Origin of the sequence: Adonisia turfae CCMR0081 (assembly GCF_011009555.1) — a bacterium.
Taxonomy (GTDB): Bacteria; Cyanobacteriota; Cyanobacteriia; order Phormidesmidales; family Phormidesmidaceae; genus Leptothoe; species Leptothoe turfae.
The window spans coordinates 3,711,262-3,728,313 of the sequence record NZ_QXHD01000004.1 but is presented as its reverse complement, the minus strand read 5'-3'; the positions used below and the strand labels follow the sequence as shown (position 1 = coordinate 3,728,313).

At 47.7% G+C, this 17,052-nt stretch carries 11 protein-coding genes; 1 reads left to right on the top strand and 10 read right to left on the bottom strand.

All coding sequences use genetic code 11. The features are described 5' to 3' along the window. Positions 1–6 precede the first annotated feature (6 nt). The 9 genes from DXZ20_RS20195 to DXZ20_RS20155 form a co-directional block, all read right to left on the bottom strand. Positions 7–924 (bottom strand): glycosyltransferase family 2 protein, encoded by a 918-nt coding sequence (locus DXZ20_RS20195; protein ID WP_163700108.1) that lies wholly within the window; start codon positions 922–924, stop codon positions 7–9. Positions 925–1,011: 87 nt separating this feature from the next. Beyond that, positions 1,012–2,532, bottom strand: a complete 1,521-nt coding sequence (locus DXZ20_RS20190) for an FAD-dependent oxidoreductase (RefSeq protein WP_163665925.1) — start codon at positions 2,530–2,532, stop codon at positions 1,012–1,014. 36 nt (positions 2,533–2,568) lie between these two features. Beyond that, complete coding sequence (locus DXZ20_RS20185) at positions 2,569–4,071, bottom strand: lipopolysaccharide biosynthesis protein (RefSeq protein ID WP_163700107.1); 1,503 nt, start codon at positions 4,069–4,071, stop codon at positions 2,569–2,571. A gap of 4 nt (positions 4,072–4,075) precedes the next feature. Further along, entirely contained in the window at positions 4,076–5,002 is a 927-nt protein-coding gene (locus tag DXZ20_RS20180; RefSeq protein ID WP_163700105.1) for a glycosyltransferase family 2 protein, read from the bottom strand. Continuing rightward, positions 4,999–6,219 (bottom strand): glycosyltransferase family 4 protein, encoded by a 1,221-nt coding sequence (locus DXZ20_RS20175; protein WP_163700103.1) that lies wholly within the window; start codon positions 6,217–6,219, stop codon positions 4,999–5,001. Before DXZ20_RS20175 ends, DXZ20_RS20180 begins: the two co-directional genes overlap by 4 nt. Beyond that, positions 6,197–7,366, bottom strand: coding sequence for a glycosyltransferase family 2 protein (locus DXZ20_RS20170; protein ID WP_250565846.1), 1,170 nt, complete (start codon positions 7,364–7,366; stop codon positions 6,197–6,199). Before DXZ20_RS20170 ends, DXZ20_RS20175 begins: the two co-directional genes overlap by 23 nt. A gap of 16 nt (positions 7,367–7,382) precedes the next feature. Beyond that, the gene (locus DXZ20_RS20165; protein ID WP_163700099.1) at positions 7,383–8,894 is read right to left on the bottom strand and encodes an NAD(P)/FAD-dependent oxidoreductase; all 1,512 of its coding nucleotides are present in this window, start codon (positions 8,892–8,894) and stop codon (positions 7,383–7,385) included. A gap of 89 nt (positions 8,895–8,983) precedes the next feature. Continuing rightward, on the bottom strand, positions 8,984–10,015 hold the full coding sequence (locus DXZ20_RS20160; RefSeq protein WP_163665936.1) for a glycosyltransferase family 2 protein: 1,032 nt from the start codon (positions 10,013–10,015) through the stop codon (positions 8,984–8,986). Between the two features lie 935 nt (positions 10,016–10,950). Then, complete coding sequence (locus tag DXZ20_RS20155; RefSeq protein ID WP_163700097.1) at positions 10,951–14,499, bottom strand: GAF domain-containing sensor histidine kinase; 3,549 nt, start codon at positions 14,497–14,499, stop codon at positions 10,951–10,953. Between the two features lie 314 nt (positions 14,500–14,813). Here DXZ20_RS20155 and DXZ20_RS20150 point away from each other — a divergent pair, with 314 nt between their 5' ends. Beyond that, on the top strand, positions 14,814–15,644 hold the full coding sequence (locus DXZ20_RS20150) for an alpha/beta fold hydrolase (protein WP_163700095.1): 831 nt from the start codon (positions 14,814–14,816) through the stop codon (positions 15,642–15,644). A gap of 47 nt (positions 15,645–15,691) precedes the next feature. Here the strand turns inward: DXZ20_RS20150 and DXZ20_RS38275 are convergent. Next, a partial coding sequence (locus DXZ20_RS38275; RefSeq protein WP_163703555.1) for a dipeptide ABC transporter ATP-binding protein occupies positions 15,692–17,052 on the bottom strand: 1,361 nt, incomplete at its 5' end.

The following is a 17,052-nucleotide window of genomic DNA, read 5'->3' as shown; positions in this document are numbered from 1 at the left end:
GTTCTTCTAGGAAGAAGAAGTTGCTGTCACTGTAGAGGTGGTAGACCGCTGTTTATATTTCTCCCAGGCAAAGCCAACCACATTGGCTACTTGAGATATGAAGAATAGTCCTGAGAGACTAAAAGAGCGCAATCCTTGATCCCTGGTGAACGGATAGGTTAGCAGTTGAAAATAAAATGTCAGTGGCTCCACCTGCATCGGTTTGGCCTGACGCTGACTGCGAACTCTGTTAAAATGGAACGCCCCGCGACCATAGTTAAAATGTTGCCGCCAAAAGGACGCTAAGGTGAGATTGTGGGCATGCTTTAGCTGCATTTTAGGGGCATAGTGCATAAAAAAGCCGTGGTGCCGCCAGCGATCGCAAAATTCTCGATCTTCTCCAGCCGCTAACGGAAAGCTGGTGTCAAAGCCCTTGAGCTGTTGATAGATATCCCGGGGCATCGCAAAGTTATTAGATGCAAAAAATGTAGCTTCCCCTTTTCCCGGGTTGTAATAATCGTAAATGTAGTCAATCAGCAACTGACTCGCCGTCGCGCACAGGTTATCGGGTAGAGCATTCAGGGTACGTCCACCAATCAGAGCATTGGGCACCTGTTTACAAGCAACTGCAAGAGCCGTAAGCCAGTCAGGGGCGGGCTGACAATCATCATCAGTGAACACCAGATAATGTCCCTGGGCAGCAGCAGCCCCAGTATTACGGGCAGCGGCAGGACCTGCATTTTGCTGCTGAATCAAGCGCAGTGACAGCAATGACGAGAACTTCTCAGTCACTGAAGTTAAGGGCATGCGACTGCCATCGTCAACCACAACAATCTCAAAACAATCCCTTGGATAGTCCAAGCGAACAAGGCTATGCAGACATTGCTCTAAACAGTCAGGGCGATTATAGGTCGGGATAATAATAGAGAATTCAGGGAAACTCATAACAACAACGATGACGACAACGACGATTACTGTTCTAGAGAGCTATCACTCAAAACTAAACACTCAAAACTCAAACTTGCCCCTAGCTTAATGAGTGCTGCCAACACCGACAGCCGTAGTTTGTAGCAAATGCTGCCCCAAACGGCGAGCCAGGGCCAAGATGGTAAATGTAGGTGAATAGGAGGGGCCAGTGGGAAATACCGCCGAGCTAGCAACATAGAGATTCTCCATCCCGAAGACTCGACAGTTAGGATCAACCACACCTGCCTCAGGGCGACTGGCCATGCGCGTAGTCCCCATCTGGTGGGCGGCATCTGTCATAGTTTCTAAGCTGGGCGGATCATCACCAAAGTCAAACGTCCCTAAACCTACGTCAGCAAAGCGTTTGGTTAAGAGCTGTAGGGTCTCTGCCATAGAACGACGATCGTGATCGGTGAAGCACCAGTCCACCTGTAGCTTACGCTGACCGAGCACATCACAGTCCGTGGCCAATTTCACGCGACTGCCCTGCTGTGGAGCCTGCTCAGTCACGAACTTGACGCGATAATTGGCGACAATGCCATTACCATCTCGACAGATCGGACGCCCCCGCAAGATGCGTCCTAGACGCTCTCTCACCCCTTCATAAATCGGCTGTAGATACAACACATGTTCCAGCAGTTCTTGCTTACGCTGGGTCTCATCATCAAGGGCAAAGCATACACAAAATCTTGGTTTCGGGGCATATTGCAACTCGTGGGCATAGTGTTGGGCTAAGGGACCCGGTCGTAATTTACCAGTATGGTGCTTGGGGTGATCGGTGTAGAAGCGCCCAACAAGGTCATGGGTATTACCAATGCCACCGGGGATTTGCCGGTCAGATGCCAATAACAGGCGCGCTGTTTCAAATGCCCCGGTGGCCAAGACAATGGAATCTCCCTTTACCACCCGTTCTCGGCCTTCGAGGGACCGACAAACTACGGCTGACACCCGCTGGCAAGCGTCATCGAGTTTTAGCTCCGTGGCCGTTGCCCCCAGGACAACTTTTAAATTTTGGGATTGCCGCATCTCATCACCAAACCGGATGGCTGTGCGGGTGGGGGTTTCCTCCCAATAAAAACTGCTCATTTTCAAACCACCCGCCGATAGTTTGGAACGAAAGGCCATAATCTCAGGCCGGATGGCCTCTGCCTCTAAATCACCAAAGCCATAGTCCTGGGCAGCAGAACGGTAGTGTTCTAAGAGATCGTCATAACGAATGGGCCAACCGCTGTTAGCAATCCAGGATCTGCCTTCAAAGTCCCAGGGCTGTAGATATTTCCATTTACCTGTCCACACATTACTGGTGCCACCAAACTGACGTACCCGACTGACGCCGCGAAGCTCAGGCGGCAGATATTGGTGGTAGTAGGTATTGGGGTTTAATTCGCGATGGCGTTTGCCCAGGAAAATAACGTTGTTGAGGGCCTGGATTGAGGGATCAAATTTTTCCCGTCCGCTTTCTAACAGAATCACTTCTTGGCCGTGGCGGGCCAGGTGGGTAGCCACTTCAGAACCGGCTATCCCAGAGCCGACGACAACAACTTGCCCGTGCGTTTGTTCACCTAGTTCGAGAATATCGGTAATCATATAATCTCCGTGTGAAACAATTTGGATAAGGAACGCTTACTGCAGCTTGTTGAACAATGCTGAAATGAAAAATTTGCCTTGGGTATACCCTCCGGGCAATGCCAGCCAAATACAGATGTAGATTAAGGAATAAATCAGACCGGTGACCAGCAGCCTCACAATTAACAGAGCGATGGTCGGCATGGGCAACTGCACCAGATAAAGCAGAGCTGCTGAGAGAAGAGAGGCGATGGCAGGTCGCCACACAGCCCCCATAAAGTCGCCCAGGGTAATGGGGGATTGGTGCACACAGTAAACCACTGCAGGGTAGCTCAACAGGCACATACCGACGGTATACCCAACGGCAACGCCATAGGCTCCCCATTGGACACCGATTGCGATCGCAACAATCATTACCGGCGTGTGGATCAGACTCCAGCGAAACTGTCGTTGGGTTTTGGCAGCCGACACATAAATCCACTTAGTCACACGATAGATGCAGCCCACAAACACCGCCACAATTAGAACGCGAAACATGGGCACAATCTCCAGCCACTGTTCCCCCAGCATCAACAGCGTGACATCGCCAGCGGTCATAAACATGTAAACCAGTGCCGGCATACAGACAGCAAAGATTAGCAACAATCCCCGCCGACAGTAGAAGCGATAACGCTCCGGCTCGGATAAACTGCGGCTCAAACTGGACACTGCTACATCAAACAGCGGGTAGTAAATCTGCCAAAACGGGAAATAGGCCCATTTATAGGCCATGGAATAAAACCCTAGGGAGCTGGCCCCGCCCACATAGCCTAACAGTACCCGATCCATCTTCATGCCCACGCGACTGATGCAGCGAAACCCGGTCAGATGTAGCCCATAGGACAGGGTAGAACGCAGATCTTTTTGAAAGTGGGCAGTATTGACCGTGCGCTGGGGACGCCAGTCACAGTAAAGCCAGTAGGCAATGCCTTTTGTCATCTGCAGGGTGGTCAACTGCAGCACTAAGGCCCAGTAACCCAGTCCTAGCCAGGCGGTTGCGATCGCAACCACTGTACTCACCCCTAACGCCACCAACTCAATGGTGGTCAGCAGTTCAAACTGCATTTGTCGTTTTAACAGCGATAGATGCTGAAACGACAAACACAGACTGGCCACCCCAATGGCCAGACACAACAGGATGTGAGTTATTTCTGGCTGACCATAAAACTGGGCAACAAGGGGGGCCGTCAACACCATGCCACCAATGATTAGGGCATTGATTTTCAAAGAAAGCCAAAAGATGGCACTGGCCTGCTCAGGATTAAACTCCTGTCGCTGAACCGTAGCGGTTTCTAAGCCCATGTTGCTGAGACTATCCACAATACTCAGCAGTGGCTGCACCATCGCCAACAGGCCAAAATCAGCTGGGACCAAGAGACGGGCCAGCACCATGGTGCCACCAATGCCGATGCCCAACTTTAGGGGTTGAGCCGCCACGGTCACCAAACCAGATCGCAGTGAGCGCTGATTTAAGTTGGCTTTCAGGTCCGTCGTTTCAAAGTGACGATTGGATTTGGTCATAGGGCTACGCTCCGGGCATACACAGCCTAAAGCGAGTTTTTAGAAGAGAGAGACGCTTCAAAAACTGCCTTTTGTAGGGAGACCCCAACCGCAGGAGGATGTGTATGGGGTGAATCATCAAAGCGCGCCCCAGCGCCTTTGCTGCCAGCCAAGACTGACCGCTTCTTTGCAGCATATCGGCATGGTTAAACACAAAATCAGCGACTGTTTTGCGAGAATGGCTGGTAAACAGGTCATGGTGTTTTGAGAGAAGCCGCTCAAAATTATGCTGTCGACGGCGTGAATTAGACGACACCCGCACCCCAGCATGGGCCGATAGATGATACGTCACCTCTGGAATACCCCATAGGGAACAGACAGGATTGAGTCGTAAAAACAATTCAGTATGCACCCGTGAGCTAAAACTCGGATCAAAACCGCCCATCCCCAACAGCACCTCCCGTTCTACCACCAGGGTTTGCTTTGAGAAAAAGGACTCTCCCGGTTGAATCTCTTCTAAACAAAAGTGGGACCCTCGGGGCAGCGTTGGCGGTAGGTGAGTTTCGATGCCATTGCCCTGGGTGTTGACAATGGTCAACCCAAATAACAACGCAACCGGCTCAGGCAAATCTTGGGGTATGTGCTGTGTCGCCGCCATCGCTTTTTCAGCCATATCCGGCAGCAAGACATCATCGTCATCTAAGTAGGTAATCCAGCGCCCCCTTGCTTCCTTAGCACCGTGGTTGCGGGCAGCGGCTCCCCCTTGATTGGGCTGACGCACTACCCTGAGACAATCCTGTGGTGGCAGCACCACCGCTGGTTTAGAGCCATCATCCACAACAATGACTTCCATATCCGTGAGGGTTTGGTTTAAGGCACTATTAACAGCCCTAGATAACAGCTCAGGGCGGTTGTAAGTAGGAATAATGATGCTGAGTAATGGGGCGCTCATGACGACAATACCTCCGGATAAACCATGGCATCATCGGCATATGTGGCCTGTACCTGCTGGTAGAGAGCAATAAACCTTTCGGTGCGCGCATTCTCACTAAAGTGAGCCAGGGCTCGGGTTCTGCCCAAATCCCCCATACGTTCTGCCAAGTCTTGGTTCTGCAATATCTGGGTGAGATAGACAGCCATCGCCTCCACATCCCCAGGCGGGACCGCAAAGCCGGTGACAGAGTGCTCAATGATTTCTGGCTGTGCCCCCACCGCACTAACGATAACGGCGGTCCCCCGCATCATGGCTTCTGTGGTCACATTGCCAAAGGGCTCTGACCACAAGGACGGCACCACCTGTACCCAGGCCCGATCAAACTGACGCTCCATGTCTGAACGCGACAGGTGACCTAGCCAGGTAATGTTGTCGGCCACCCCCAGCTCCGTAGCCAGGTCTCGCAGCTCAGGTTCTGACTTGCCCTGGCCAGCGATCAGCAGACGGGCATGGGAGACTTGGGTGGTTGCGATCGCAAATGCCCGAATCAAAACCTGAATCCCTTTTTCAGGGACTAGTCGGCCTGCATAGGCCACAGTGGGTGGAGCACTCAGGGGCGGTCGCCGCTCTCTCACTGGGACACCGTTGTGAATCACCTCTGCTGGTAACCCAGCCTGCATAAGCTCTGCTTTCATCGCATAGCTCAGGGCCACAATCCGGTCAATGGCAGATCGCCATCGCTGCCACAGTCGCCACTGCACCATCAACACCAACCATGTTTTCGGCGTTAAACACCCTGATGACAAACACACTCGACCTGGAGAAACCTGACAGGGGTTTCCATCTGGTAACAAGTTAGTCCCCGCCGGGCAAATGGCCTTGTAAACAGCAGTCTGATAGATACAGGGAATCCCCTTAAGCAAGGGCAAAATCAATGGCGATAGCTGCCAGAGAAACATGCGAATATGCACCACATCGGGCTGAAACGATTGCAGCACCTGCCGCAACTGCCAGTAAGCAGATGGATTAGCCGTCTGGGTCAACACTTGAAGTGTAGAATTCGTGCCAAAACAAACATCATCCGCCAATTGAGGATAGCCCTCAACTGGCATGGCATTACTGGCAAACAAACGCACCTGATGTCCGCGCTCAGTTAACCCTTGACGCAGGGACAGCATCTGCAATTCCGCGCCACCCGTTGCGGTGCCATAGTCATGCAGCAGAAGAATTTTCATCAATTTTATTTTGGAGAATTCCTAATGATGGCGTTGTCGCAACATGCAGGCCCTGATCCCCCATGGAAAGATTTAACCATTTGCGAGCATGGCGATCGGTTAAATACTTGTTGAGGACACGATCAATAGGTGTGAATAGGCCATACATAAAGATCTTTTCTAAAAACCGATCCTTCACCAGCCCAAACGTTGCCTTCTCAAAAAATCGATGCTTAAACATCCCCAGCGTCAGACGGTCTAATAACGGTGAGAGAATCATCCGCCGTCGCCGCCAACCCAGGGCTTTATGCTTCTGCGTAAAGTACGCATCTTCAGATAGATTCCACTTCTGCTTCAGATGCTCTAGGCTGATTGTTTCCCAAGTATCACTCCAGCGCAGCATATAGAAGTGCAAGTCCGCCCAGTTCCAGCTAATCCCTGGTACATAGGTAATCACAGAACTGGGCTCAAAATAAATGGATCTGCCTGCCTCTGTCACTGCCATACACAGGTCCACATGTTCCTTGGTGTTGAGAAACCTCTCATCCAGAAGCCCCATTTTTTCAAAGACATCCATGCTAACTAACATGCAGTGAAACTCCACCAGTTCCGCCGTGCTTCGCTGCAGTTTAGACAGAGTGTCAACTACCCGCTGCCCCTGGCGAGTCATCTTCTCGCGCAATCGCCGTCGCCCTTTCACATCGATAATAATGCGAGCCACACCATTGGCAAAGTGAATGGTTTCATGCACAGGCTCATCCTGGCAGGTGAGGGGGCCCACAATGGCAGCATTGGTTTCTTCAGCGCACTGCACCAAAGCCCCTAGCCACCCTGGAGAAACTACAACATCATTGTCAACAAAGGCTACATAGGGCGTCTTAACCTGGGCTAAACCAATATTCCTCGCCTGATTAGGCGTGAGCATATGATCTACACGAATCAACTCAAAGGATTTTTCCTTAGCTTGAATCTCCAGGTACTCTTGGACGGGCTTTGGGGAACCACCATCTACATACACCAGTTCAAACGGCAGCTGAGTGTGCCCATAAATACTTTCTAAAGAGGTTTGAGCATAGCTAAACCGTTCTCGTGGCGAGACCACAATTGTGACATTGGGTTGATTCATAGATTCAATATCTTCCAATTTTTCAGTACTCCGATAAAGCATCTATCGCTTACCCTCCTTAAGCTGCACGGGATAGCGGTTTAAGTTCGGCCACAGGCTGGGCCGATTTTTTCTTGAGCTGTGACCACTCCTGATCGGTAAAGTTCTCATGGTAAGAGCGCTCTACGTTGATATTCCAGATATCATGCTCCTCACCGAGAATATTCCTCGCCGCCAGCAAAGCTGAGAGCATGGAATGATCCTGATTGTTATAGCGGTGCATACCGTTGCGTCCTACGGTTTGCAAATTCTCAAAACCGCGAATATAGTCTTCTAGCACCTTTAAGTGACGGCGATACTCGCCGTCATACACCGGATATGCCTTATATTGACGAATTACACACCCATCCTCCACATCACGTGCTTTCACTCCCAAATTAAGCTTTGCGATTTCCCGAGAAGCAAACTCAATCATCTGGGAGTCGGTCATCTCCCAAATCTCATCCCCCTGGCTGCAAAAATATTCCATACCTAAACAGGTTTTGCTGGGGTCAGGCACCATCGCCACACTCCAGTTTTTGAAGTTTTGAATACGACCTACCTTAAATTCAGGGCTGTGAATATAAAGCCAGTTGTCTGGAAAAAGCCGAACCCGATCGATGACCAAGGAAACAATCAGAAAGTCACGGTATTTTAGGCCACGCGCTGCCTCTAAAACGTAATTAGGGGGCGGGGGATCCATTCGATGGACCAGTGCCGTAATCGGCATTGAACTCACAAAGTGATCGCCCACTAGCTCAAAGTTGCGATCGCCTTGTTTCGCTAGCACCCTAGTCAAACGATTGCCTTCTCGTTCAACGCGCACTACTTCTGTATTAAGATGCACCGGAATCTCATTATCTTCTAAAATTTCTTGGCACCGCTCCCACATCATGCCAGGCCCCAAACGGGGATAGTCAAATGTTTTAATAAGACTTTTCGAATTCTTACTACCAAACAGTGCGTTAATGACAGCTTCCTTCAAAGACAGATTCTTAATCCGCTGCGCCGCCCAGTCTGCTCGAATTTGGTTACAGGGAATCCCCCACACCTTCTCTGTATAGGTCTTAAAAAAGATTCGATACAGCCTTGCTCCGAAACAGTCCGTCACCCAGTCTTCAAAAGTCTGGGGTTCTCCACTCAACCCTAAATATCTTTTGAGCTTTGCTTTCAAATAGCTCATTACAATTAAAAAACTACGAATGAATCCTAAATTTCTCAGGGTCTTGAAAATGGAAATAGGATAATCATAGAACTTACCATCGTAGTAAATTCGGGATAGCCTCGGCGTTTGAATAAAGTCATCCCCTAAAATCTCTTGCCAGATAGCCTTCACTTCACCCACTTTAGTGAAGAAACGATGCCCACCAATATCAAACCTATATCCTTTATAGCTTTCAGTACGGGAGATACCGCCTACTTTATCAGCCTTTTCAAGCACAATAGACTTAACATTATGCTTCATCAACTCGTAACTAGACGTCAACCCTGCCGGTCCACCACCAATAACGATTACAGGAACGGTACTATCTTCTACAGCTCTGGGCTCCATCGGTTATAAACTCCAAATTAGCCAAATATATGTGTGTTCTTAAATCTGTGTTCAACCGAGCCCCGGTTTTCGCAAATCTCGCACTTGTGCTACCTTGAACGACGAACTCCCGACAACACTAAAGGCTCTGGCAGTCGTAGGAAACGCCCTAAACAATGTTGCAATAGGACAAAGGCAAATGCACCTCCTCCATAGAAGAAGTAAAACCAATGCCACGGGATAACGCGTAAGGCAAATAGCAAACCCCGCTTAGCATAGAAAAATCGATAGACATCAACGTTAATCAGCAGTAATCCCAATGCTGTTGCTGCTGTCAACCACCAAAGCCAGGGAAAGAACAAACCAGCTAGCGACGTGCCTATTAGGCCAAATACACCGATCACACTCAAACGATTGGCATAGCTGAGATTTAAATCAGCATCAAAACGGTTTTCACTCAAAAGCAGAGCTGTCCAAGGAAGCGCTCTGTAAAAAAAATCTGCTTTGAGTAGGGATATGGGCTCCCATCGCTTTAGGTGCTTGACTTGAATATCCTTAAAGAGGCGAATATCATAGCCCATTTGCTTAAGGCGATAGCCTAGCTCGATATCTTCAATACAAGGCTTGACATAGTCCTCATCAAAGCCGCCAACTGCTAGAAACACTGAACGGCGAATAGCACCACAGGCCCCCCAAAATGTTGAAGCAATTTCAGAAGAAACTTGATGGGTATAATGATGAAAGAGATTCTTATATTGAGATAAAAAGTTCTCTGCACCTGGCGAATCATCATAGGAGCCAATCAAGGCTGCTAAATCAGACCGCTCTTGAAACCGCTGCTCCACTAAGCTCAATGTGTCTGGATGCAGGGTTACATCCGCATCCATGAAAAAGATGATATCGCCGTGAGCAGTCTGTGCACCAATATTTCTGGCTCGAGCTGGGCCTCCTGACTGCGGCAATCGCAACACCATCGCGCCAAAGTTTTTAGCCACTTGCCAAGAGCCATCCGTATCTCCATCAGAGACAACAACAATCTCATCTGGAACTCGGAGGCTTTGTTTTATGCTAGCCAAACACTCATAAAATCCTTCTCCACCATTATAGACAGGAATTACAACTGAGATGTTGATTGAAGACATGCTCACCTTGAAGCGTCAAATATCAAAAAAACAAATCCATCATTTAGCAAACAAGCTTATTATTTTCTACAAATGAGCAAGCTGAAATGACACTCCATCAAGGAGAAGACTCTTCCGAACCAGAGCCTTCTCCTTAGCTCAAGAGCAAGCAAAGGGCCAAAACACCTTTTTTTTGCGATTCAAAGATGTGAAATCTTGAAATCAGACACAAACGCCATTCTCATCAGAGTGAATAGCGTTAACTCTAATTCAGAGTTAGAAATTTTCTCCTTACTAATATATCCACTTTTATGGCCTTAAATGGACTGCTTGACCAGAAGAAGACTTTTGACAGCCAACAATCAAAATTTAGAACCTTCCCAAAAAGAGTTCACTTCTAGCTAAAAAGCTAAGAAGAGGCCTAAAGCCAGGTTACCTAGAACAGCAAAGATGCACCCAGACAATTTTCTCCATAGAACTAGTAATTATTAAAATCTACTCCATACAAGTTGTATGGTTAGCAGAAGTATTAAAGAACTAATGAATCAAGTTCTTTCGTTGATAATAGGATGACTGAATCGGACTTTCATGAATTTGAGATGAAAGTTCTCTCATCTCAAATTTACAAGCCTATTGCTCTAAAAAGCCGAAAAACACATATCCATAGATATCTTCAGGCTTCTGGCAGGACATCAATGAACATTCCGATGCTGCTTATATTGACCTATCTGTAATACTTCGAGTATGGGAGTATTACAATGAAAAAGCTATGGCAACCATTATGACATCTGTCGTATTCTTCAACTCGACCTTACCCTCAGCTGAAGATTATTACTGATATCTATAAACTACATAAGCCTATAAAACAGTGGTTTCGGGCAATTTAACTTAGGGATTATCAGGTAAAAAAATTATGAGATTTTTTATATTCACCCTTGGCCCAAATATTTTTTAGACTAACTCCCTATCTTCTCTGCAATAGTTAAGGGAATTTCGATACAGAAGGTTGTGCCCTGGCCTACCGTAGATTGGCAATATAGTTTGCCACCATGCATTTCCGTTACAATTTGGTAGCTAATGGACAATCCTAACCCAGTCCCTTTACCTACAGGTTTTGTCGTGAAAAATGGATTAAAAATACTTGCCAAGACATCCTCAGGAATACCACGACCATTATCTGAGATTTCTACCACTAAAGTATTCTGACTCTCCTGCCAACGGGTAGAGATCTCAATTTCTGGCATCTGACCATGGTAATGCTCCAGATCATCAAAAGCATCAACAGCATTCACTAGAATATTCATAAATACCTGATTGAGATGGCTAGCATAGCAATGAATAGTTGGTAATTCGCCATAGTATTTAACAACATTGATGGTAGGTCGTTGTTTACAAGCCTTTAAACGGTGCTTCAAGATGAGTAACGCACTGTCAATTCCTTGATGGATATCCACATCTTTGATGGCAGCTTCATCCACACGGGAGAAGTTCTGCATACTCTGAACGATATCGACAATGCGGTTGGTGCCCATTTTCATGGACGCCATGATCTTAGGTAAGTCCTCTAGGATAAAATCCACTTCAATATCATCGATTTTGTTTTGAATCAGCTGTTCCGGTTCAGGGTAATGCTGTTGATACAGCGTTAGTAACTCCAGAAGTCCCGTAATATAGTTTTGCATTGGCTCTAGATTGCTAGAGATAAAGCCCACTGGGTTATTAATTTCATGGGCAATACCCGCTGCTAACTGACCCAAGCCAGCCATCTTCTCACCCTGCACCAACCGAGCTTGAGTGCTTTTTAACGTTTCCAAGGTTTGGTTTAATTTTGCAGTCTGCTGCTGTGTCTTCCTCAACAGCTCTGCCTGCTGTAAGGCTATACCCAGTTGAGTGCCAACTTGGGCCAGTAAGCCCACCTCATCATCATCCCAATAGCGAGGCTTAGATGTTTGATAGGCCACCAGCAAACCCCAAAGTTTTTCACCTTGGGAAATGGGCACAAAAACCTCATTACGGGGTAGCTGACCGTCTTGATCAGGTCTAGAAAATACATCTTGAATGATGGCCTGATTTGGCACAGCAGGTTGCCAGCCATCCACAATGGAGTCGGCGACAAAGGCCCCGCTCCAGTCAGCATTAAACCGATAGATAGCGACTCGATCTACTTCAAGCAGTTGACGCACCTCTTGGGTCGTTGTCGTGAAAATTATGTCAATGTCTAACGATTGACGAATTTTATCAATGGTCATGGTCAGCGCGCGCTGACGGTCTGTGGCTTTTTGTAAAGCTGCGGCTTGATCACGCACCCGGGCAACGGCCTCTGCTTGATTCAGGGCCACCCCTAACTGAGTACTTACTTGAGCTAAGAAGTCAATTTCATCGGTTTCCCAATGGCGCGGGCGAGAATTTTGACAAGCGGCCAATAACCCCCACAGCCGATTACCTTCCATGATCGGCACAATCATATAGGCACGAGCATCGGAATCAGCCAATAGTCTCATGTGGTGGGCTTTATAGTCAGTCTGATAGATATCATCAACGGCTAATGTTTCTTGGCGCGCATAACGACCTCCCTGGGTCTCCATTAAATAGGGATCTTGATTAATCCCTTGCGACCCGACTAACACAGGCCAGCCATCGGCTACAGATTCCGCCACAAACTGACCACTCCAGTCAGCGTTAAATTGATAAATAACAACTCGGTCAGTTTTAAATAATGATTGGATACTTTTGGTAGTCGTATCAAAGATCTCTTCAATTTGCAGAGAATCACGAATCGCGTTAATCGTCTGGGACAATAGCTGCTGTTGTTCAAGCGCTAGCTCACGCGAAGAAACATGAGCCAACTGAGCTGCTTGCAACCGTAACTGCTCCACCTGACTCCATTGCTCAAGGGCCACACCCAAATGCTTAGCAATCTGATCGATAAATTCAATCTCAGACAACTGCCACTGTCGAGGACCTTGACAATGATGAATACAGAGTAGTCCCCATAATTCATCACCATTCATAATGGGTGAGACCACATTGGCCTTAATACCCAAACGCTCTAATTTTTGAACATCGTCATTCTGGATATCACCCTCAAAGATGTTATGGGAGATGTACATGCGTCCTTCCTGATAAAGTGGAGCATATCTCTCACCAAAATTTCGATCATAAACTTTCTCTTCTAAGATCGATGAAATGCCTTTTCCACAGTCTTCAGCAACAAACTGCCCTTCCCAATATTGTTCGTTTTGGAAGAAGAAAATACCCACCTGATCTGCTTTCAGCAGATGCCTAACTTCTTGAGCAGTGGTTTGGAAAATGGTTTCTAAATCCAGGGATTCACGAATACGGGTAATCACACCTGTCAGAGATTTTTGTTGTTCAGTTTGATAACGTAGCTGCTCTAGCAGCTTAAGCTGTTGCAAGGCAAAGCTTAAATACTCAACAATTTTCTGAACAAATTTAATATCATCTAAACTCCAATGGCGAACATGCTCACACTGATGAACGCACAGTAATCCCCAAAGCTGCTCACCTTGCGAAATAGGAACAGCAAGGCTTGCCCTGACCTCAAATCGTTCTAAAACATTGATATAGTCGCCACTCAGCTGAGTCGTGTAAATATCGGTTATGATCTGAACTTGTCTTTCATCATACTGATCGGCAAATTGTGTCTCAAAGCTATGCTCATATACTCGCTGAGTTAAAACAGAGCGCCAATCCTCTGATACATCTTCAGAGACAAACTCTCCCTCCCAATCTTGATCAGGTGTGAATTGGAATATAGCAACTCGATCGGCTTCTAAAAGCTGTTTAATTTCGGTGGTAACAGATTGAAATAAGACGCCTATATCAAGGGACTGGCGAATCTTGCTAATGGTTTTAGCAATAGCTCTTTCGCGATTAATATTATTGGAAAACACCTTCGTTTGAGAATACGATTGAGAAATATTCTCTGTCTGTTGTACTGAGTCCTTGAGCCGTTCAACAATTTGCTGAACCAAATCAATTTCTTCAGCAGACCACAATCGAGGAGACTGGCAGTGATGCAGACACAGTATCCCCCATAGGGACTGATATTTGAGAATGGGCACCGCCAAACTAGCTCGCACCTGTAGTTGTTCTAGAATATCTACATGCTGAGGGCTTAAATCAGCGGTGTAAATATCTGCTACAGCCTCTACATGCCCCAGATGATACTGAACTTGTCCATCTCCAAAATATTCATAGCATTCTTCTGTGAGCAAGGACCCACACCCTTCAACCACAGCTTCAGCGATGAACTCACCGTGCCAGCTTTTATCTGGATAAAACCGAAAAATAGAAACGCGATCTATATTCAGAAGCTGTCTAACTTCTGTTGTCGTATCTTTAAAGATAGTGTCAAGATCTAATGGGTGACCAGAATCACAAAGGTTATCTGCCAAATCCTTTTCTTTCTGGGAGTTCCCAGTAGCAATCGTTGGGTAACTGATGGGTTGTTTTGCGTTGCTAAATCTGGGGATGGATTGCATTTCATCCGAGCCTGTTAATACCTTTTTCCTTAGGGATGTAGATATTCAGAGAATTTACACTATAATATAAAGTGTTAGCCAAAAAAGTGTTAGCAAACCCACTCATTGTAGATTCAAGCATCCCATAACCTGGCAGTGGCACCTTTGGACAGACCGGATCAAAGCGTTGATAGTTCCGTAATTCGTAAACCTAGACATTCCGGTAACGAGAGGTCAGTGGGAAGATCTAGTGGGCGGCACCTCAGTAAAATACGGCCTCGGTCTGCTAAAACGATGCGATGATGAGGATGACTTGACTATGCAGCCTCATTAGTATGGTTATTCGAAAAACCGTCTCCTTCAACCAGATTGAACTGTCATATCTAGACTGGCAAACTGATGGTGAACCCGTTTTGCTGCTCCATGGGTTAGCGGATCATGCCTTGGGTTGGTCAACAGTGGGAGAGCACATAGCCGCTCAGCACTATCATCCGGTTGCTGTGGATATGCGAGGACATGGGCAAAGCAGTAAACCCAACGACGGTTATGACTTTGATACGGTGATGGGCGATCTGGTACAGCTGATGGAGCATTTGGGCTGGTCAGCAGCTCACATTGTCGGACATTCCTGGTCAGGGAAGGTGGCTACCTACTGGGCCACCCGGCAACCGGAGCACTTTTTGACGATGGTGTTGGTAGACCCAATTTTTGTATATGGGATGCCGGGCATTTTTCGACTGACATTTCCACTATTTTATGGGATCCTGCCGTTTTTAAAGGGCATGGGACCATTTGCAGATTGGGATGCTGCTATCCAACAGGGCAAACAAATGAAGCAGTACCGAGACTGGAATAGTTTACAGGAAGCTGTTTTTCGGGAGAGTTTGGCAGAGAACCCAGATGGGACTATCGGTAGTAAGTTCACTAAGGCCGCACGGGATGAGATTTTTGATGCGGTGTTGCGAGTACCGGGACTGACCCAGGAGATTCAGGTGCCCAGTTTGTTTATGCAGCCGCAAGCTGGTGTAAATCGGTTTGACTGGCAGCTAAAGCCTTATCGGAAATATTTAAAGAATTTGAGGGTTGAGACAATTCCTGGAAACCATTGGGCATTTTTGGTTGAACCGGAAAATTTTAGCAAAACATTGATTGATTTCCTAGCGTAAAAGATTCTTTTGTAGGGGCGCACAGCTGTGCACCCCTACAATCCTGGCTATGAATGAATATCAGCTGTGGCTCGTTGACGCTGGCGAATGTCATCAAGTTGGGCATCGGGAATCGCAGCAATCAGTTTCTGGGTATAGGGCTTTTTCGGGGTGTTATAAATCTCCTCAGCGGGACCAATTTCTTCTACTCGCCCCTGATTCATGACCATGATGCGATCGCTAATAAATTTCACCACACTCAGATCGTGGGAAATAAAGATGTAGGTAAGCTTAAAGTCCTTTTGTAGATCTTTGAGGAGGTTAAGGACCTGGGCCTGTACTGAAACATCCAAGGCGGAAACCGACTCATCACAGATGATAAATTTAGGTTCACAGGCCAGGGTACGGGCAATGCAGATGCGCTGACGCTGACCACCGGAAAACTCATGGGGCATACGACGCAGGGCACTGGCATCCAACCCCACCCGCTCTAACAGATGGATGGCTCGTGCTTGACGCTCCGCCTTAGTGCCCCCCAAACCGTGAATTTGCATGGGTTCTATGATGGCGGCACCGATCGTCTGGCGGGCGTCTAAAGACCCGTAGGGGTTTTGAAACACAATTTGCATTTCTCGACGGAGACGACGCATAGCCTCAGCATCAAGATCTAGAACAGACTGTTTATCAAATTCAATCAGGCCGGATGTGGGGTCAATAAGACGCAACAAACAACGGCTCAGGGTGGATTTACCACAGCCGGACTCCCCCACTAAACCTAGTGTTTCGCCAGGGTAAACCTCAAAGCTGACAGCATCCACGGCACGAAACTCTTCTCTTTTCCCAAACAACCCTGCCCGCATGGGAAACGCCTTGGTTAAGTTCTGGACCCGTAAAAGAGGCGTTTGCTGCACCAATGTTTGACGATGCTGTTCAATTTCGTGGGGGCTGACCTCAGCTAGTAACTCAGCTTTCTCAGCTTCTGTCCTCACTTTGGCAACAATTTTCCCAGCCTCTGTCCCTGACCCCACTTCCATAAAGTCGCTTACGGTTGGCAATCGACGCAGCTGTTGCTGCGGTCTGGGTCGACAGTTTAATAACCCTTGGGTGTAGGGATGCTGCGGGTTGGCAAACAGATCATAGACTGGGGCAATTTCCACCAGGTCACCTTTATACATGACAGCGACCCGATCGGCAATCTCCGCCACCACCCCCATATCGTGGGTGATAAACACAATTGCCGTTCCCCGCGAGGCTTGTAAATCCCTGAGGAGATCAAGAATGGTGGCCTGAATGGTAACATCCAGAGCTGTGGTGGGTTCATCGGCAATGAGGACAGCCGGATCGCCTGCAAGTGCGATCGCAATCATCACCCGCTGCTGTTGCCCACCCGAAAGCTGATGGGGATAGCGCCCTAGTATCTGTTCAGGCT

Excerpts from the sequence above, each read along its gene's own strand:
- DXZ20_RS20195 (WP_163700108.1), bottom strand. The coding sequence starts at position 924 with ATGAGTTTCCCTGAATTCTCTATTATTATCCCGACCTATAATCGCCCT.
- DXZ20_RS20190 (WP_163665925.1), bottom strand. The coding sequence starts at position 2,532 with ATGATTACCGATATTCTCGAACTAGGTGAACAAACGCACGGGCAAGTT.
- DXZ20_RS20185 (WP_163700107.1), bottom strand. The coding sequence starts at position 4,071 with ATGACCAAATCCAATCGTCACTTTGAAACGACGGACCTGAAAGCCAAC.
- DXZ20_RS20180 (WP_163700105.1), bottom strand. The coding sequence starts at position 5,002 with ATGAGCGCCCCATTACTCAGCATCATTATTCCTACTTACAACCGCCCT.
- DXZ20_RS20175 (WP_163700103.1), bottom strand. The coding sequence starts at position 6,219 with ATGAAAATTCTTCTGCTGCATGACTATGGCACCGCAACGGGTGGCGCG.
- DXZ20_RS20170 (WP_250565846.1), bottom strand. The coding sequence starts at position 7,366 with ATGCTTTATCGGAGTACTGAAAAATTGGAAGATATTGAATCTATGAAT.
- DXZ20_RS20165 (WP_163700099.1), bottom strand. The coding sequence starts at position 8,894 with ATGGAGCCCAGAGCTGTAGAAGATAGTACCGTTCCTGTAATCGTTATT.
- DXZ20_RS20160 (WP_163665936.1), bottom strand. The coding sequence starts at position 10,015 with ATGTCTTCAATCAACATCTCAGTTGTAATTCCTGTCTATAATGGTGGA.
- DXZ20_RS20155 (WP_163700097.1), bottom strand. The coding sequence starts at position 14,499 with ATGCAATCCATCCCCAGATTTAGCAACGCAAAACAACCCATCAGTTAC.
- DXZ20_RS20150 (WP_163700095.1), top strand. The coding sequence starts at position 14,814 with ATGGTTATTCGAAAAACCGTCTCCTTCAACCAGATTGAACTGTCATAT.